The sequence below is a fragment of the Gammaproteobacteria bacterium genome (assembly GCA_009845905.1).
Classification (GTDB): Bacteria; Pseudomonadota; Gammaproteobacteria; order Steroidobacterales; family Foliamicaceae; genus Foliamicus.
On record VXYS01000009.1, the window covers coordinates 308,914 to 326,868 of the forward strand.

General features: G+C 64.8%; 14 protein-coding genes. 3 read left to right on the plus strand and 11 right to left on the minus strand.

Going from position 1 to position 17,955, the window contains the following annotated elements:
• Positions 1–4: 4 nt before the first annotated feature.
• On the plus strand, positions 5–970 hold the full coding sequence (locus tag F4036_08930) for a tryptophan synthase subunit alpha (protein ID MYK37860.1): 966 nt from the start codon (positions 5–7) through the stop codon (positions 968–970).
• Positions 971–1,265: 295 nt separating this feature from the next.
• Here the strand turns inward: F4036_08930 and ubiB are convergent, their stop codons facing one another.
• The 9 genes from ubiB to dapF are packed head-to-tail and all read right to left on the minus strand — an operon-like array spanning position 1,266 to position 8,933.
• Positions 1,266–2,858 carry a 2-polyprenylphenol 6-hydroxylase gene (ubiB, locus tag F4036_08935; GenBank protein ID MYK37861.1) on the minus strand — a complete coding sequence of 531 codons (1,593 nt, stop codon included), beginning with the start codon at positions 2,856–2,858 and terminating at the stop codon, positions 1,266–1,268.
• 29 nt (positions 2,859–2,887) lie between these two features.
• Positions 2,888–3,481: a hypothetical protein gene (locus F4036_08940; GenBank protein MYK37862.1), complete on the minus strand. Its 594-nt coding sequence runs from the start codon at positions 3,479–3,481 to the stop codon at positions 2,888–2,890.
• An 11-nt stretch (positions 3,482–3,492) separates the two neighbouring features.
• Entirely contained in the window at positions 3,493–4,248 is a 756-nt protein-coding gene (gene ubiE / locus F4036_08945) for a bifunctional demethylmenaquinone methyltransferase/2-methoxy-6-polyprenyl-1,4-benzoquinol methylase UbiE (protein MYK37863.1), read from the minus strand.
• Positions 4,235–4,594 (minus strand): DUF971 domain-containing protein, encoded by a 360-nt coding sequence (locus F4036_08950; GenBank protein MYK37864.1) that lies wholly within the window; start codon positions 4,592–4,594, stop codon positions 4,235–4,237. Before F4036_08950 ends, ubiE begins: the two co-directional genes overlap by 14 nt.
• A 2-nt stretch (positions 4,595–4,596) precedes the next feature.
• Positions 4,597–5,922: an ATP-dependent protease ATPase subunit HslU gene (hslU, locus tag F4036_08955; GenBank protein ID MYK37865.1), complete on the minus strand. Its 1,326-nt coding sequence runs from the start codon at positions 5,920–5,922 to the stop codon at positions 4,597–4,599.
• Positions 5,919–6,497 (minus strand): ATP-dependent protease subunit HslV, encoded by a 579-nt coding sequence (hslV, locus tag F4036_08960; GenBank protein ID MYK37866.1) that lies wholly within the window; start codon positions 6,495–6,497, stop codon positions 5,919–5,921. Before hslV ends, hslU begins: the two co-directional genes overlap by 4 nt.
• Complete coding sequence (gene xerC, locus F4036_08965; protein ID MYK37867.1) at positions 6,494–7,408, minus strand: tyrosine recombinase XerC; 915 nt, start codon at positions 7,406–7,408, stop codon at positions 6,494–6,496. Before xerC ends, hslV begins: the two co-directional genes overlap by 4 nt.
• Positions 7,408–8,112, minus strand: coding sequence for a DUF484 family protein (locus tag F4036_08970; protein ID MYK37868.1), 705 nt, complete (start codon positions 8,110–8,112; stop codon positions 7,408–7,410). Before F4036_08970 ends, xerC begins: the two co-directional genes overlap by 1 nt.
• Positions 8,109–8,933 (minus strand): diaminopimelate epimerase, encoded by an 825-nt coding sequence (gene dapF, locus F4036_08975; protein ID MYK37869.1) that lies wholly within the window; start codon positions 8,931–8,933, stop codon positions 8,109–8,111. The genes F4036_08970 and dapF overlap by 4 nt, the downstream gene beginning before the upstream one ends.
• Before the next feature lie 147 nt (positions 8,934–9,080).
• On the opposite strand from dapF, the gene F4036_08980 reads away from it, so the two are divergent.
• Positions 9,081–9,542 (plus strand): RidA family protein, encoded by a 462-nt coding sequence (locus tag F4036_08980; GenBank protein MYK37870.1) that lies wholly within the window; start codon positions 9,081–9,083, stop codon positions 9,540–9,542.
• On the opposite strand, the gene F4036_08985 is transcribed toward F4036_08980, so the two are convergent.
• Complete coding sequence (locus F4036_08985; protein ID MYK37871.1) at positions 9,532–11,505, minus strand: S9 family peptidase; 1,974 nt, start codon at positions 11,503–11,505, stop codon at positions 9,532–9,534. The two genes, F4036_08980 and F4036_08985, sit on opposite strands and share 11 nt — an antisense overlap.
• Positions 11,506–11,515: 10 nt before the next feature.
• Positions 11,516–14,671 carry a TonB-dependent receptor gene (locus tag F4036_08990; GenBank protein ID MYK37872.1) on the minus strand — a complete coding sequence of 1,052 codons (3,156 nt, stop codon included), beginning with the start codon at positions 14,669–14,671 and terminating at the stop codon, positions 11,516–11,518.
• A 463-nt stretch (positions 14,672–15,134) separates the two neighbouring features.
• Here F4036_08990 and F4036_08995 point away from each other — a divergent pair, with 463 nt between their 5' ends.
• Positions 15,135–17,900, plus strand: coding sequence for a TonB-dependent receptor (locus F4036_08995; GenBank protein ID MYK37873.1), 2,766 nt, complete (start codon positions 15,135–15,137; stop codon positions 17,898–17,900).
• Positions 17,901–17,955: the final 55 nt, after the last annotated feature.

Sequence of the window (17,955 nt, forward strand, 5' to 3'; positions counted from 1 at the left end):
GACGATGGCGCCGCTGGGATCCTTCATTGCCGTACACGCGGCAACAAGCAGAAAGCACGGTAGCAAGGCAAGGCGTTTCATGAGCAACTCCCTTCGTGACGGGCCTGTACAGGAAAAAGATGCCGCTGCCCTCCCGGGGGTCGCATCGGCGCCCGCGCCGGATTGCGGGCGGGCACGCCGTACCCGACAATGTACGCCTGTGAATACTCCTGCTACCGGCGCGGAGCGCCTCCGAAGTGCGATCGTTGACGCGCCCTCCCCGGCGCTTTTGCCGTTCTTTACCGCCGGCCACCCGAGCAGGGACCACTTTCATTCAACGCTGAGCAAGCTGGCCGATGCGGGCGACGCGGTCGAGATCGGCGTTCCGTTCTCCGACCCGATGGCGGACGGCGTGACGATCCAGCGGGCCAGCGAAACAGCGCTGGCCAACGGCGTTTCGCTCGACTGGATCCTGCGGGAACTGAAGGCGCATGGCGATCCGGGCGCGCCGCTGGTGCTGATGAGCTACTACAACCCGCTGCTTGCCTACGGCCTGGAGAACCTCGCCCAACGCTGCGGCGAGTGCCATGTGGGCGGCCTGATCGTGCCCGACCTGCCCTGGGAGGAGTGCGACCGCGTGCGGACGCTGTTTCGGGACCACGGCGTCGGTCTGGTACAGATGGTCACGCCGGCCACGCCCGCCGAGCGGATGCAAACCTTGTGCCGTGGCAGCGGCGGGTTCGTCTATGCCGTGACGGTCACCGGCGTGACTGGCGGCGAGCGCCGGGTGTCGGAGGAAATGGCGGCCTACATGCAGAGAGTCGGCGAGTTCTCGTCGCTGCCCGTTTGCGCCGGCTTCGGCGTGCGCAGCGCCAAGCAGGTGCGCACGCTGGCAGGCGTGGCGGACGGCGTTATCGTGGGCTCGGCGGTCGTGGACTGCCTCGAGCGCGGCGAGGATGCCGGCGACTTCCTCCGTTCCCTGCGCGCCTGACTCCCGCTCCGACCTCAGCCGCTTCGATTCCGCCTCTTTGTGTGCATTCCTCTCGTGGGAGTCGCCATCCTGGCTCGATTCTCGCTGTCCTTGCTCCAACGCTCCCTCGAAAGGAATGCACACAAAGAGGCTACGGTGGAAGCATTCCCGGGAAAGAGGCCGCTCCGTAAGCCTTCTCTTCAACTCTCTTCTTCCGGGAATTTGTGAGCCATGGATGGCGGAACAAAGCCCCATGGATGAGTTTATGCGTGTCCCGGAAGAAGAGAGTTGAAGAGAAGGCGGATCGAAGGGCTGGTCAGGCTCGGGGGCGGGCGCTGAGCACCAGGATCAGGCCGGCGGCGCCGGCCAGCCATGACAGGAACGCCGGCTGGGCCTGAAGACCCAGCAGCAGGGCCCCCACGAGCAGCAGCGTGCAGCCGGTCAGCTGCCGCCACAGCCTTCGCCTCCCTCCCGGGCGGCTTTCGCGTCGCCGGCTCGGCGCCCCTTCCGCCCTGTCCAGCAGGCGGTGCAGTGCCCGTGGCAGGCGCTGGACCGCGTAGCGCAACTCCGGCAGGTCGCGCCGAAGCTCCTTCATCACACGGCCGGGTTCGGCCCGGCGCGCCATCCACTTCTTCAGCAGCGGATAGCCAGTTTCCCACAGGTCGAGCTCCGGATAGAGCTCCCGGCCCAGCCCCTCAATGTTGAGCAGCGTCTTGTGCAGCAGCAGCATCTGCGGCTGCAGGTGCATGTCGAATTCCTGGGCGGTGGCGAAGATCCGGCCCAGGACCCTTCCGAAGCTGCATTCGCTCAGCGGCCTGGCGAAGATCGGCTCCCCGATGACACGGAATGCCGCCTCCAGGTCCTCGGCGCGCGCATCGGGCGCGACCCATCCCCAGTACAGGTGCAACCGGGCCAGGCGCGCGTAGTCCTGCTCGAAGAAGGCCAGCAGCGTCTGGCCCAGGTAGTGATGGTCGCGCTCATCGAGTATTCCCACAATGCCGAAATCCACGGCGGCGTAGCGCGGGTTCTTCGGATCGCTGATGTCCACGAACACGTTGCCGGGATGCATGTCGGCATGGAAGAAGCTGTCGCGGAACACCTGGGTGAAAAAGATCTGCACGCCCCGGGCGGCCAGCTCCGGGATGTCCACGCCGGCGTCCTTGAGCGCCTGCACGTCGCGTATGGGGACGCCGTGTATGCGCTCCAGGACGAGCACGTCCGGGCGGCAGTAGTCCCAGTACACCGCCGGCACGTGGATGATGTCGGATCCGGCAAAGCTGCGCTTCAGGCGCGCGGCGTTGGCGCCCTCGCGGGTCAGGTCCAGTTCGTAGTCGAGCGTGCGCTCGTATTCCTCGACGACCTCGACCAGGCGCAGGCGGTAGGTGGACGGCCACCATGCGCTGGCCAGGCGCGCCACGCCGTAGAGCAGCTCCACGTCGCGCCCGATCCGCGCCCGGATACCCGGGCGCAGGAGTTTGACCACGACTTCCTCCCCGTCCGGCAGGCGCGCGGCATGAACCTGCGCGATCGAGGCGGCCGCCAGTGCTTCCGGCTCGAATTCGGCGAATACTTCTTCCACCGGACGTCCGTAGAAGCCGCTCAGGAGCTCGCGCGCCTTGTCCGCCGGGAAGGGCGGCACGTCATCCTGCAGCCGTGTCAGCTCCCCGGCTATGTCGTGCGGGAGCAGGTCGGGCCTGGTGGAAATGTTCTGCCCGAACTTGACGAAGATCGGGCCGAGGTCCTGCAGCGCCTCGCGCAAGCGCCGGCCGCGCGATTCTCCCTTCAGCCTGCGCCGCGCCAGCAGCAACCATGCGGGCACGCGCAGAGGCCGCGCGACGCCGGCATCCCGCAACAGGCCGTAGCGCGCCAGCAGGCGCACGATCCCAATGATTCGGAACAACAAGCGCATGCCTGAACCGGATTCCGCGGCCCCGTCGGCTATCGGGTCCGGCCCTTGCCCAGGGCCTCGATCCGTGCGCCGATACGCGCGACGCTGTCGCGAAGCCGCTCCACTTCGCCCGAGAAAGCGTCGAACTCCACCCGCGTCGGCGAAAAGCGCGCCTCTTCCTGGACGAAATCGCGCAGATTGCGCCGCAGGGAACCAGCCGCATCCCCGGCCCACCCGGCAGCGGCCCTGGCGGCATCGCCCACCTCATGGGCAATGGAATCGCCGGTGAAACGGGCCAGTTCCTCTTCCGGGCTGGGCCGGCAGTGTTTTAGGAGCCGCGCGAACCCTTCGGCCACGGCGGGGTCACCGCGCAAGTCGAGTCCCGGCCCCGTGTGATCGCCGCCGAGCAGTTCCAGCAACCGGCGCCAGCCACCGGACAGCGTGACTCCGGAGGGCTTTTCGTCGGGCTCCGTGAACCGCAGGCGGCCGTCTTTCATGCTGATTCGCAGCATGGGCTGCGATGCCGAGACGCCCATATCCATGCACAGCCCCTCCAGTTCGGCCGCCGCGCGGCGCGCGGTCAGCGAAGCGTGTAGATTGCGGTTCAGCACGCCTTCCAGCGAGGTGGCCAGTTTCGCGAACAAGCGCAAACCTCCTAGTAACGAAAACCGATGTGCAGCGCGACGACGCCGCCCGACAGGTTGTGCCAGCGCACGTTCTCGAATCCGGCCTCGCGCATCATTTCGGCAAGCGTTTCCTGGTCGGGATGCACCCGTATCGATTCCACCAGGTAACGATAACTGTCGGCGTCGCCCGCGACCATGCGCCCGAGGGCGGGAATGACGGCGAACGAATACCAGTCGTAGGCGGGACGAATGAACTTGAGCGCCGGGCGCGAGAATTCCAGCACCAGCAGGCGGCCGCCCGGCTTGACGACCCGCGCCATGCTCTTGAGCGCGGCCGGCTTTCCGGTGACGTTGCGCAGCCCGAACCCTATGGTCACGCAGTCGAACAGTCCGTCGCCAAAGGGCAGGGCGGTCGCATCGGCGCGAAGCGCCCTGGTGTTGCCCCAGGCGCCGGCGTCAAGCAGCCGGCCGCGGCCGACCCCCAGCATCGCGGGATTGATGTCGGTCAGCAGAACACGTCCCTGCGGTCCGACCTGCCGGCCCATGCCGATGGCCAGATCGCCCGTACCGCCCGCGACGTCCAGCGCAATACCACCGGGGCGCAGGCCGGTACGGGCCAGCGCGAACCTCTTCCACAAGCGGTGCGCGCCAAGCGACATCAGGTCGTTCATCAGATCGTAGCGGTCCGCCACGGAGTCGAATACGCCACGCACCCGACGGGTCTTCTCTTCCGGGCTTACCCGGCTGAAGCCGAAGTCTCGCTCTCCGGGGTCAGTTGCCGGCATGAGCCTTGTGCGCCGCCACTTCCCTGAGGTAGTCCGCCCAGTATTCATCGCGGAGCTCGCCCAGTTCCCGCAGGTATTTCCAGGAGTAGATGCCGGAATCGTGGCCGTCGTCGAACACCAGGCGAACCGCATATTGCCCGACGGGCTCAACCGCCGTAACCCGGACTTCGGACTTGCCGACGGGCAAAGATCCGCCGCCGCGCCCGTGCCCCCGCACCTCCGCCGACGGAGACTTCACGCGCAGGTATTCGGCGTTGAGATCGAAGGCGGCGCCGTCGGCAAAACTCACGCGCAGGATCCGGCGCTTGCCGCGCAAGCGCAACTCGAGAGGCGGCTCCGTGTGCACCTTCAGAGTATGTAGCGGCGGAAGTCCTCGTCCTCCGCCAGCTTTCCGAGATGCTCGTCGACGTATGCCGCATCCACCTTCAGCGTTTGCCCGCCCCGGTCGGCCGCGTCGAAGGAAATCGATTCCAGCAGCCGCTCCAGGACGGTCTGCAGGCGGCGCGCCCCGATATTCTCCGTGCTGTCGTTGACCGAGCAGGCGATCTCGGCAATTCGGTGCACCGCGTCCGCCTCGAAACTCAGGGAAACCTGCTCGGTGCCGAGCAGCGCCGTGTATTGCTCGGTAAGCGAGGCGTCCGGCTCGGTGAGGATGCGCTCGAACTCCTCGATCCCGAGTGCGCCCAATTCCACACGTATCGGAAACCGGCCCTGCAGTTCCGGGATCAGGTCCGAAGGCTTGACCGCCTGGAATGCGCCCGACGCGATGAACAGGATATGGTCGGTGCGGACCACGCCGTACTTGGTGGTGACGGCGCAGCCTTCCACCAGGGGCAAGAGGTCCCGCTGCACGCCCTCCCGCGACACGTCCGCGCCCAGGGCCTCCGCCCGGCGGCATACCTTGTCCATTTCGTCGATGAACACAATGCCGTTCTGCTCCACCGCTTCCAGCGCCTGCGACTTCAGTTCCTCCTGGTCCACCATCGAAGCCGCGGCTTCCTCGGTAAGCAGGCGCATCGCGTCCTTTACCTTCAGCTTGCGGGTTCGGGAGCGCTGGTTCCCGAGCGACTGAAACATGTTCTGCAACTGGCTGGTCATCTCCTCCATGCCGGGCGGCGCCATGATTTCCACACCCACCGGCGCGAGCTGCAGTTCCATCTCCACCTCCTCGCCGTCGAGGTCGCCGCGCCTGAGCGCCGCCTTCAGTTCCCGCTCGTCGCCGCTGATCGGCATCCTGGAGGCCGGGCCCGCGCTCGCCGCGAGCCGCATCAGGGCGTCGAGGACCCGCCGCTCGGCGCTTTCGCGGGCGCGATGGCGGACCCGGTCCATTTCCGCCTCGCGCACCATCTTGACGGCCGTGTCGGTGAGGTCGCGCACGATGCTGTCCACTTCGCGCCCCACGTAACCCACCTCGGTGAACTTGGTGGCCTCGACCTTGATGAAGGGGGCGCGCGCGAGGTGTGACAGGCGGCGGGCGATCTCGGTCTTGCCGACGCCGGTGGGGCCCATCATCAGGATGTTCTTCGGCGTGATCTCCCGGCGCAGCTCGTCGTCGAGCTGCATTCGCCGCCACCGGTTTCTGAGCGCGATGGCCACGGCCCGCTTGGCCTCGTGCTGGCCGATCACGTGCTTGTCGAGTTCCTCGACAATTTCCCTGGGCGTCATCTGGGTCATGCTTCGCTCTTGAGCGTGTCGATGACGATTTCCGAATTCGTGTAGACGCAGATTTCCGCCGCGATCTCGAGCGAGCGGCGGACCACTTCCTCGGCGCCCAGTTCGGTTTCCGCCAGCAGCGCCCGCGCCGCGGCACGCGCGTATCCGCCGCCGGAACCGAGCGCCAGCAGCCCGTCCTCGGGTTCCACCACGTCGCCCGAGCCCGACACCAGCAGCGTTTGCTGCCGGTCAGCCACGCACAGCATGGCCTCAAGCCGGCGCAGACGGCGGTCGGTGCGCCAGTCCTTGGCCAGTTCGACGGTAGCCCGGGTGAGGTTTCCGTATTGCGTGAGCTTGCCTTCGAACAGCTCGAACAGGGTGAAGGCATCGGCCGTGCCGCCGGCGAATCCCGCCAGCACCGAGTCGTCGGCCAGCCGGCGAATCTTCCGTGCATTGCCCTTGAGGACGGTATCGCCGAGGCTTACCTGTCCGTCTCCGCCCATGGCGACCGTATCGTTCCTGCGAACGCAGAGTATGGTCGTGGAGCGGACCCTTTTGTCCGCCGCGGGGCTTTTCGTGTGGTCCGGAGAGTTCATGACTTTGTCGACGCCTTGCGCCGGGCTCGGGGGTGGGCGCGATCGTACACCCTCGACAGGTGCTGGAAGTCCAGGTGGGTGTACACCTGCGTCGTCGATATATCGGCATGACCCAACAATTCCTGCACCGCGCGCAGGTCGCCGGACGACTCCAGCATGTGCGTGGCGAAACTGTGGCGAAGCATATGCGGGTACACACGCCCGGGCAGGCCCGCGTGCCGGGCCCAGTAATCGAGTCGCGCCTGGACGCTGCTGGAGCTGATTCGCCGGCCGCGAACGCCCACGAACAGTGCATTCTCCCCGGCCGCCGCCAGCTCGCCGCGGCGGGGCAGCCAAGCCTTCAGCGCATCGATCGCCTTGCGGCCCACCGGCAGGATGCGGGTCTTGCGGCCCTTGCCGGTGACGCGGATCAGGCCCTCGCGCACGTCCACGCCCCCCAGGTCCAGGCCGGCCAATTCGGCCAGCCGCAATCCGGAGGAGTAAATCAGTTCCAGCATCGCGCGATCGCGGCAGGCAACCGTGTCGCGGTCCGGGATGTCGAGAAGCCGCGTGACCTGGTCGAGGTCCAGGGTTTGCGGAAGACTGCGCGGCGGCCTTGGGGCCTTGACCCCGCGCGCCGGATTGCGGCTTATCGCGCCTTCGCTCTCCAGGTAGTTGAAGAAGCTCCGTGCTCCGGCCAGGCGGCGCTGCACGGTGCGCGGCGCAAGCCCGCGGCGATGGGCGCCCGCGGCGAAACGGCGCAGATCGCCTGTGGACAGCCCGGACCAGTCTGCGAGATTGCGCTCGGCGCAATACTCGCCAAGCGCCGCGAGGTCTCGGCGATAGGCGCTGACCGTGTGTTCCGACAGTCGCCGTTCGAATCGGATGTGGTGCAGGAACGCGTCAACCTGCCGTTGCGCCCCGACCCGCATCAGGCGCTTTCCGGCGATACCGCCGCCGCCACGATGGCGCTGACGCGGCCCAGGAACTCGGTACTCATGGCGCGGTGATAGTGATCGGGGTCGCGGCTGCCGAGGGCCAGCAGGCCCAGCTTGCCGCGATGCCCCAACGGGGCGAGCGCCACCGACGCCACTTCGCCGGCGTCCGCACCGAACAGGAATTCGCGCTGCTCCGAACTGTAGCGGCCGCAGCGCGGCGCGTTGGCCTTCAGGACCGCGCTCAGGCCCTCGGTCATCAGGTTTTCGCGCGGCGTCGCCGAAAGGCCCGGCACTTCGGCATAGTCGCCGGGCGCCGTGTCGAACAGCAACAGGCGAACGAAATCCAGCGAAAAAATCTCCCGCAGATTCCCTGGCAATGCGCGCAATCTCTCGCCTGGGTCGGGGCAGGCCAGCAGCTTGGTTACGAGCCGGTTCAGCTTGCCGGCAAGTTCATCGCTGGCGCGGCCGTTGGCTACGTACTCTTCGAGCGTTCGGCGCATTTCCTCGTTGCGCCGCCGCAGCAACTCGATCTGGCGTTCGACCAGCGACACGGCCCCGGCGCCGCCGTCGTGCGGCACGCTCAGTTCCAGCAGCAAGTCGGCATGACGCTCGAAAAAGTCCGGATTGTCCCTGAGATAAGCGGCCACGCTCTTCGGGCTGAGGCCGGTGCCGCGATTCGCCTTGCGGGGCGGGCTCATAACTCCACCCGGCCCTCGAAAACGCAATCGATCTGCCCGGTAAGCCAGACCGGTTCGCTGCCTCCGGCCCAATCGACCTGCAAATCGCCGCCGGGCATTGCCACTTTGACGGGAGAACGCACCCGGCCCCGAAAAATGCCTGCTACCGCCGCCGCACACGCGCCCGTGCCGCAGGCGGGAGTTTCGCCCACGCCTCGCTCGTACACGCGCAGCTTCAGTTCCTGCTCGCCAAGCGTCTCGGCAAAGCCCACATTGCAGCCGCGCGGAAATCGCTCATGCACAGACAGGCCGGCACCCAGGCGCGCAACAGGAGCAGCGGCGGCATCGGCTACGGCAATGACCGCGTGCGGGTTGCCCAGGGAAAGCACCTCGACCTGCCAGTTCTCTCCATCGACCGCAATCCCATATGACGACTCCTGCCCGCCGGCGGCAAAAGGGACGCGCTCCGGGTTCCATTCGGGACTGCCAAGCGAGCAACTGACCGAATCCTCCCCCACGAACCTTGCGCGTACCTCACCGCCTCGGGACTTCAGGAAGATTTCTCCGCCGGCCGGCCGGCGATCGGCCACCAGGGCGGCGATGCACAAGGCTCCGTTGCCGCATTGGCCGGCCTCCCCGCCATCGGCATTGAATACCCGGTACCCGACCGCGTCGACGCCGTTTCCGGGCTCGTCCACCCACAGAAGCTGGTCGAAACCCACACCCCGGCGACGGTCCGCCAGCGCACGTATCCGTTGCCGTGACGGCGCCGGTAGCGACCGCCCGATCACGACCATAAAGTCGTTGCCGGCGGCTTGCATCTTCGTAAAGGCCTGGAGCATTGCGGAAAGACCTGGGGCTTTCCGAAAATTATAGTCCTGCGCCGACTTCAGGCCGTAGCCGCAGTCCGGCGGACAATTGACCGAAAATAGGCACGGTCCGGCGGTTCAAGTCGGCGCCTTTCGACCCGACAATCAGGAGAACAAAGCATGACCTACAACAGCAGAACACTCCCGCTCGCCGGCCTGGTATTCGCCCTGCCGGTAGCGGCGGCCACCGAGATCGAGCGCTTCAATCCGGAAGGGCTTTCGCAGCCCGACGGCTACTCGCAGGTGGTGATAGCCAAGAACCCGGGGCGCTTCATCTACCTGGGGGGCAAGGCCGGAATCTACCCCGACGACAGCTTTCCCGAGAGCCTGGCCGAGCAGTCGCGCCTGACCTGGGCCAATATCGACCGCGCGCTGAAGGCGGCAGGCGCCACGCGCGAGGACGTGGTCGAAATCCAGATTTACATCGTGGACCTGGAAAACGTGGACCCCAACCCCGTGTACCAGGACGTGCGCGACTTCTTCCCCGCCGGGCACAAACCGGCATCGATGGTCATCGGGGTCTCGGCGCTTGCGTATCCCGGGCTGCTGGTCGAAATCAACGTACGGGCGGTTACCGACTAGCCGGCATTGCCTTGAGGTCGCAGGTGTTGTCCAGCCAGTCGATCATGGCCGGATACATTTCCATGTAGTGGCGGTAATAGATCGTGCCGAAGAAGTGGTTGGCGCCCTCGAGTTCGATGTACTTGTGGCGCTTGCCGTATTCCCTGAGCCCGGCAACAAACTTTCGGCTCTCGGCCACCGGCACGCGTTCGTCGATGTCGCCGTGGATCACCAGGATGGGGACATCGACGCTGTCCACGTGCTCAAGCGGGTTCAGGCCGTCCACCGTGGGGCGATAGGCTTTTTCCGCCAGGGTCCCCGAATCGGCCAGCCAGGCCCGAAAATACGGAAGGTCGGCGACGCCCGCACCGGCGATCGCACAATGAAACGGGTTCGGATCCCTGAACGAGCCCACGAAAGCCGCGTAGCCTCCGTAGCTCCAGCCGAAAATGGCGGCGCGGTCGGCGTCGCCCAGCCCCCGATCGGCCAGGTAGTCGATTGCGTCCTCGAGATCATCCTGCATCTCGTGACCCCAGCGCGCATAGCCGGCCTCCATGTGCTTGCGCCCGAACCCCTCCGAGATCCGGAATTGCGGCTGGATCACCAGATAACCGTGGTAGGCCAGCAACTGCGCCCACACGTCGAAGCCCCAGTAATCCCTCGCCACCGGCCCGCCGTGCGGCAGAACGACCAGCGGAAAAGGCCCGTCGCCGCGAGGTACGGTCACCAGCGCCGGAATCTCCAGCCCGTCGCGCGCCTCGTAGCGCGTCCATTCGACTTCGGCCAGCATGTCCTCGGTCAGAAACGGCATCGAGCGGCCCAGCAGGTCCAGCCGGCCGTCCCTGAGCAAGTACCAGGACGGCGGCGTTTTGGGGCCTTCGGCGCGAATGACCATCGTTTTGCCATCGTGTGAGCGCGACACGATACGGTTGTGCGTGTCCGGAAGGATCGCGCCGAGCGCGTCGTAGAGCGCCTTCTCGTCCGGATCCACGAGATAGACATCGCCGGCCCTGCCCGTGTAGGTGAAACCGATGATCACGTCGTTCCTGTCTTCGTCGAGGCGGGTGCGTACGCCGGTCGCGTCGTATTGCGGGTGCATGAACTGCATTTCGCCGAACTCGCGCGTTTCAAGGTCGAAGGTGTAGATCGCCACGGTATCCGTCTCGTGATTGGAGCGGACGTAGAACTCGTTGCTCGACGGCGGGCCCGCGAGGCGGAAGGCCTCGAAGATGCTGCTCACGCTGTCCACGTTCGCCTGGGTCCGGCCGATCTCGATCCAGTCCGTCTCGCCCTTCAGGCGCGCCAGCTCGATTATGGCCTCCTCGCCCTCGTCGAAACGGTTGGCCAGCCTGGGGTCGCCGTCATCGTCCATGTACGTGATCGAGATCCGGTTGCTGTTTCTGCCCACGCGCTGCGCCGAACCCGTTTCGACATTGACGCGAAAGATGTCCGCCACCCGGTTCTGATCGTCGTCGTAGGTGATCAGGATGTGATCGTCGTCCCTGGGCAACAGGTCGAAGATCGCCGCGCCTGCGAATTCCTGCATGGTCCTCGCCGTTTCGCGCCGCCGGTCGGCCCGCCTGCGCGGGATTTCCAGCCATCGCCTGCCCTGCCTGTCCACCGTGGCCAGCTTGCTCACCTGGCGCGTATCCGCGCCGAGACGCTGCAGCGTTTCCACGTCCTGGCGGAAACGTACGATCAGCCGCTCGTCGTTGGCCCAGGCGGCGGAAACGATGTCCATCCTGTCGGAACCCAGCGTAACGGGCCTCTTCGCCATGTCGGCCAGTTCGTAGACCAGCAGGAACTGCTTCCCGTCCTTCGCGAAGCGCTGCAGCGTGGCCAGGTGCCCGCCGTCGGGAGAAACCGCCGCGGAGCTCATGGCGGGTTCCTGGGCGAACGCCTCGAACCCGCTCAGGCCCTGCTGCTCCTGCGCCGCGCTCCAAAGAGGCAGCGCAACGCACACGAGCGGAAGAAACCGGTTCATCCGGGCCCGGCTAGAACCGCCTGGCCAGCGACAGGAAGGCGCGCCTGCCCAGCAGGTCGTAACCCGCCCCCAGCGGAATGTTGTTCAACTGGACTTCCGGCGCACCGGGGTCCATAAGGGGAGGCTCCTTGTCGAAAAGGTTGACCACTCCGAGCGTGATCGACCAGTCGCGCGGCTCCCACGTAACCGACGCGGTGTGCGTCCAATAGGAGTCGGTCCTCGCGATGGGCCGGCACAGGACGGCCAGCGTGTCGCAGGGCGCGCCTTCGAAAAACTCGCCGGGATCGTCGTGCTCTCCATGGATGTAGTTGGCCCGCCAGTTCAGGCGGAAATCCCCGTAGCTCGCGAACAGCAGAGCCGTGCCTTCCCACTCCGGCGCCACCGGAGTGCCGGCGTCGTCTTCCTCATCGTCCCGGAAAATGAATTTGTTCTCCAGCAGACGCGTGACCCGCAGGTCCAGTTCCACGTTCAGGTTCCGGTCGAAGACCACGAAGTCGCGCTGGAAATACAGGTTGTAGTCGATACCCCTGGAGGTAATGGCGTTGATGTTGATGAAGCTGGCGTCCACCTCGTCGATCAGGCCGTTGGCGCCCCGCCTGATGAAACGGCAGAAGGCGCTCGTGTTATCGGGGCTCTCGACATAGCAGTCGTTGACGATGAAACCGGTGCCCAGCAGGCTGATCGTATCTTCCACGTGCACGTCGTAATAGGTCACGCCGGCGCGCAGGATGAAGGACTCCGAAAACGGCTGATCCAGGACCACGCCGTAGGTATGGGAGGTGGAAGTTTCCGGGTCGATGTCAAGCTGAACCTGCTGGCCGCCCCGGCGAATACGCTCCACGGAATAAGTGGTGTTGAATCCGTCCAGCCCGAGCATGGTCGGGTCGACGCCCTGAGCCCGGCAGTTGTCGAGCGTGTCCTGCTCGCGCCGGTCGTCCTCGGGATTGTAGGTGGCCGGTTCATTGGGGTTCAGCGACTCGGTCCGGGCCGCGATCGGCACCACGCAGGGGTCGAAAATGGTGGCGAAGCCGGACGTGCCGGCCAGGAACTGCTCGTGCGTGTTCGGCGCGCGGAACGACGTGCCGTAGGTCCCGCGGAAGCTTATGCCGGTTACCGGCGTATATATGGTCTTGGCGCTGTATGTGGTGTCGCTCCCGTAGGTGCTCTCTTCCGTCCAGCGCAGCGCCAGGTTCAGCGAAAGTTCCTCGGCAAGGCTCGCGCCTTCGAGCAGCTGAAGTTCGGTTTCCAGGAACAGCTCGGTGATGTCACGCTTGCCCACCGCTCCGCCATCCTTGAAGAAGGCGATCAGGAGTCCTTCGCGGGCCACATCGTTGGGAACGGAATTGATTTCGTCCTCCCGGTACTCGAGGCCCAACACCAGGGGGACCGGCGTGTTGTTCCACGGTAACAACGCCAGGTCGCCCTGCAGTATGCCGCTGAATATCGACTGGTAGATCTTGGTATCGAAGGTGCGAACGCCGAACACGAAGTCGCGCTCCGCCGGCGTGGCGAAGTCGCCCCCACCGGGTTGATACAGCGAACCGGCGAACATGTTCACGGGCACGCAGGGCTGCCCGTTGCCGCAGGTGATATCGCCGGTGACGGGGTCCATGACCGAAGTTTCCAGCGAGAAGGTCAGTTCAGGCTCCAGGATACCGGTCTGGAAATCGGTGCCTTCCGACGCCGAGTGGCTGAAATAGAAGTCGTAGCCCCAGTTGCCGAACCCCGAGTCGTTGCGCCAGCCCGGCAGATCGCCGCGCAGCCCTGCCACGGCGCGGATCTGCGAGATTTCCACGTCGTTGTTGTCCCGGTCCCCGCGCACGGCAAGGATCGGCGTTACCTCGAAATTCCCGAAGTTGAAGCCGAAAAAGCCCAGGCAGTTCGCCCCGTTGGGCTGGAACTGGTTGCAGGGGTTGAAAGGATTGTCGGGCGGCACGTCGGGGAAGATCTGCGCGCCGGGCGAGAAAACCACCGTCTTCCGGTTGGCGTACAGCACCTCGAAATACGCCTGCGAATTGCTGGCATTGCCCAGATCATGCTCGCCGTAGGCGTAGAAATTGATGCGTTCGGAGCCCGGAATGAGGTCGCCGGCGCGGTCGCGTTCCGAACCGTTGTAGTTCCAGGCGTCCGTCTGCAGGTCGATCTCCGACATTCCGTTGCGGTCCGGATCGACGAGGCCGGTGTCGGGAACGTCGTCGCCGTCCTGGTCGATCGGCACGATGGCCGCCGGATTGAACCTTGCGAAGCCAACCGGAACCTCGGTTTCGGAGAAGTTGGGAATACCGATGTTCGTTTCGCCCGGCGTGTACCAGATGTTGCCGAAGCCGACCGGCACGAACACCCGGTTGATGGTCCCCAACCGGCAGGGGCTCAATGTCGTCCCGGGCACCAGGCCCAGCAGGTTGCTCAGCGGATTGCCGTTCTCGTCCTCGTAGAAGTAGCGGTCGCAGCGCTCGGTATAGGCCCGGTCGCGCAAGCGGACCCGCTGGCGTCTGTAGTATTCGCCGGCGACTCCAAAGGTCCAGTTGTCGGCGGTCCTGCCCCAGGCAATCCCCAGGGTCTGTTCCGAGCCTCCCGTGGCGTCGGTCTCTACCAGTTCCGCCTCGAATTCCAGACCCTCGAAGTCCTTTCTCATGATCACGTTGGCCACGCCCGACACGGCATCCGATCCGTAGATGGACGACGCGCCGTCCAGCAGAAACTCGATCCGGTCGATCATCACGTTGGGTATCGTCGAGAGGTCCGGTGAAGTCGGCGCGCCGCCGACCCCGCCCGGTGCCAGCCGCCGGCTGTTGAGCAGGAGCAGCACGCGCTCCGCGCCCAGGCCGCGAAGATTGACCTGGGCGGCGCCCGGACCGTTGTCCAGGACGAAGGCGGTAAAGGTGCTGTCGATCTGCGTGCCGGTCGCCTGGGTGGCGCTCTGCAGCAGCGACGCCGTGTCGATCAGGCCCAGTTCCCGGGAAACCTGCCCGTCGATGATCTGGACCGGCGCGGCCGTCGAGAACTCGTCGCGCCGGATTCGCGAACCGGTCACGACGATTTCATCCATCGCCTCCTCCTCGATGTAGGCCTCGCCGGTTTCGTCGTCCGCCTCGTCCTGCTGCGCCTGCAGGCCTTGAGTCAGCGCCAAGGCCGCGATCAGCGGCATCCAGCGAAATGACCTCATGATGTCCCCCCTCTTGTTGCTCTCACCGCCCGGGTTCCCGCAAGCGTCTACGGTTCCGGCGTCGACACGCTCATGGTAAGGCACTTTGCCGGTTGGTCACAGCGGCTATTTTCGGCCCCTAGCGCCCGCCCGGACAAGATCATGAAAGTCGCGCGGCGACGCCATTCTGCATAGGCAATGAAATAAATATCTAATTTGAAAGCTTACGAATACTGATTAAACGACATGTTTCAACGAATATGAGATTTCGTTATTGTTCTTTTAGGTGTCTGATGACCCGTCTCCATTGTTTGCCTCAAAACGGCCGTTCCGCCGTCATTCCTGCGTTCGGCGGCCTTGCTTGTGATAAAGTGCCACACCATACGGATACGGTTAAACGGCTAGGTTTACCCGTTTCCATCAATGCGACCGTGCGGTGTGGGTACCACACCCGCCCGCGCAATCACCAGTGAGGGGACAAGAGATGAAACCTGAGAGTAATGCTCTGGAGAGAGCAGTGCGTTCGGTACTTTTCACCGGCGCAATCACGGCCTTCGCCGTCTCGCCCATGGCCATGGCCCAGGAGGAGGGCGACGAAGACGAGGATCAACTGGAACTCGGACGGCAGGTAGTCACGGGATCGCGCATCAAGCGCATAGACCTGGAGGAAGCCCGCCCCGTCGTCGTCATCACACGCGAAGAGATTGAGTTGAGCGGTCAGGAATCGGTGGCGGACGTGCTCCGCAACAGTCCGATCAACACCTTCGGCTCGTCGCGCGAGGTGTCCGGCAATTCGTTTGTGGGACAAGCCACCATCGACCTGCACGGCATCGGCTCCACCCGCAGCCTTGTGCTGCTGGATGGGCGCCGTGCGCCACGTTCGCCGGTCACTGCCAACCAGGCCAACGATCTCAACATCATTCCGCTTTCCGCGGTGGACCGCATCGAGATCCTGACGGACAGCGCTTCGGCGATTTACGGTTCGGACGCGATCGGCGGCGTGATCAACGTGATTCTCCGCAAGGACTATGACGGCCTGGAAGTGGGCACGTCGCTGCAGCGTCCGACGCGCGAGGGAGCGGACTCGGACGCCGGCGTGATCACGATCGGCGGCAGCACCAACCGCGGCCGCTTCCTGTTCACCGCAGACTTCCGCAACAAGGGCCACATCGCGGCGGCGGACCGTTTCTATACGAAGGGTGATAGCGGCTATGACGCGGGAACCATTTCTTTCCCATATTCCATAGGAAACAGGGTATTTGAGGAGCCGCCTTTTGAGGCCACCTGGTATGCCTGGGAGAACACGAACAACGTGAGCGGTTGGGGCAACACGGTTTGGAGCCCCCGCGTGGCGGCGCCCAATTGCGAACAGGTGGTGGATCAGGACGGCGAACGCCTGCTGCTGGGTCCCTACCTGGCGGCCAATGGCCAGACCTACTGCGGTTTCGATTACACCGCGTTTTCCTGGGAAACGGCGGATCTCAAGCGCACCAGTGCATTTCTGCACGCGGACTATGAGTTGAACCCGGACCATGCCGTGCGCCTGCAATCCATGTTCAGCACCGTGAACAACCACGGGCGCTACGCCCCCGCCGTGGGCTTTTTCCTCGTTCCACCCGCCGCGGCCGAGGGATTGAAACAGGCGTTTGATTTTGACGTTCCATATCCCGAAGCTCTGCCCTACGGTCTGGTTCATCGCTTCGTAGGCCTGGGTAATCGCGACTTCATGTCCACCAACACCCTGTTCGAGAATGCGGTCCTGGCGTACGGGACGGTGGGCATGTTCGATTACGAGTTCGAAGCGCGCCACACCCGTTACGATGGCCGCGAGGACAGTTGCTGTTATGCGAAGAGGTTTACCACGTCCCAATACGTTTCCCAGGGGCTGTACAACCCGTTTGATCCTTTAAGCGCCGACAATGCCAGCGCCTACGATGCCATTACCGCAAATGCGAACCGTGATATACGCGCGGACTTCCGCACCTACAGCGGAAACGTCAGCTTCGACTTCCTTAACGCCCCGGGCGGTCCGATCGGCTGGGCCGTCGGCTTCGATTACATCGACGAGCAGTTCTACGACATCTACGATCCGTTGAGCGCCGGCGGCGACCTGATCGGCAGCGCCGGCAACAGCGGTGAGGGCGAACGGGTCGTGAAGGCGGGCTTCGCGGAAGTTCTTGTCCCGCTTTGGAACAGCCTGGAGGTCAGTGCGGCGGGTCGCTACGACTCCTACGACGATTCGGCCGGCAACGAAACCAGCCTCTATCTCTCGGCGCGCTACCAGCCCACCGACTGGCTGCTGTTCCGCGCTTCATGGGGTGAAGGCTTCAGGGCGGCCAACATGAACAACCTGTATGGCGCCCGATCGGTCAGCTTCGAGGGCGGTACCGACCTGGTGGAATGCCAGCGCGCGGGCATTGCCCCGGAGTTTTGCGTCGAGCAGCAGTATCCGACATTTACCGGGGGCAACCCGCTGCTGGCGCCGGAACTGTCGGACAGCTACAACATCGGCGCCGTGGTGGACTGGGAACCGTTTTCCGCCAGAGTGGATTTCTGGAACCTGAATCTCGAAGACGGCATCGGCCTGGGCAGCCTGCAGAACCTGATCGAAACGGAACTGCTGGGGGGGTGTCGGGCCACGGGAGAAATCGTTAACACGATCAACACTGGAACGCGTGCGGAAATTATCGAGTGCTCACCGGGCAATGTGCTGAAGCGCGATCCGGACACCGGCCTCTTGCTGGAAGCCGAAGCCGGCTGGGGTAACACCTTCAAACAGGAAATCGGCGGACTGGACGTGCAGTTGCGCTACGATCTCGAAACGGCGACGGCCGGCGATTTCACGTTCGGCATTTTCGGAGCCCGGTTGCTACGCTACCGCTCCCTGACACGCACGGCCACGGAGTGGAATAACACCTTGGGCGAGGGCTTGGGCGACGGCGCCAGGCCCAAGTACCAGGCCCAGGTGCTGGTGCGCTGGAACTACACCGACCATACGGTTTCCGCGTATGCGCGCCACATCGCGGGCTACATACGCCCCGACGCCGGATTCGAGGCGCCCTCGCACACGGAGTACGACCTGATCTACCGGTGGACCACGCCGTGGGACGGCCGCGTCACCATCGGCGTTCTGAACGTCACCGACGAGGATCCGGAGCTCGACAGCTTCGCGTCTCCGCGTCCTGCCGTATACGACCTGTACAGTCTGGACGGGCGCGTTCCGTACGTGAGTTACCGCCACTTCTTCTGATCGCAATACGGATCGGTTACCGCTTCCAAACCGGTAACCGATCCGTTACAATTCA

Bases quoted from the DNA above. Each gene is read 5' to 3' on its own strand.
- F4036_08980 (MYK37870.1), top strand. From the start codon at position 9,081: ATGACCTACAACAGCAGAACACTCCCGCTCGCCGGCCTGGTATTCGCC.
- F4036_08990 (MYK37872.1), bottom strand. From the start codon at position 14,671: ATGAGGTCATTTCGCTGGATGCCGCTGATCGCGGCCTTGGCGCTGACT.
- F4036_08930 (MYK37860.1), top strand. From the start codon at position 5: ATGGCGCCGCTGGGATCCTTCATTGCCGTACACGCGGCAACAAGCAGA.
- hslU (MYK37865.1), bottom strand. From the start codon at position 5,922: ATGACCCAGATGACGCCCAGGGAAATTGTCGAGGAACTCGACAAGCAC.
- F4036_08995 (MYK37873.1), top strand. From the start codon at position 15,135: ATGAAACCTGAGAGTAATGCTCTGGAGAGAGCAGTGCGTTCGGTACTT.
- ubiE (MYK37863.1), bottom strand. From the start codon at position 4,248: ATGCCGGCAACTGACCCCGGAGAGCGAGACTTCGGCTTCAGCCGGGTA.
- xerC (MYK37867.1), bottom strand. From the start codon at position 7,408: ATGCGGGTCGGGGCGCAACGGCAGGTTGACGCGTTCCTGCACCACATC.
- F4036_08985 (MYK37871.1), bottom strand. From the start codon at position 11,505: ATGAACCGGTTTCTTCCGCTCGTGTGCGTTGCGCTGCCTCTTTGGAGC.
- dapF (MYK37869.1), bottom strand. From the start codon at position 8,933: ATGCTCCAGGCCTTTACGAAGATGCAAGCCGCCGGCAACGACTTTATG.
- hslV (MYK37866.1), bottom strand. From the start codon at position 6,497: ATGAACTCTCCGGACCACACGAAAAGCCCCGCGGCGGACAAAAGGGTC.
- ubiB (MYK37861.1), bottom strand. From the start codon at position 2,858: ATGCGCTTGTTGTTCCGAATCATTGGGATCGTGCGCCTGCTGGCGCGC.
- F4036_08970 (MYK37868.1), bottom strand. From the start codon at position 8,112: ATGAGCCCGCCCCGCAAGGCGAATCGCGGCACCGGCCTCAGCCCGAAG.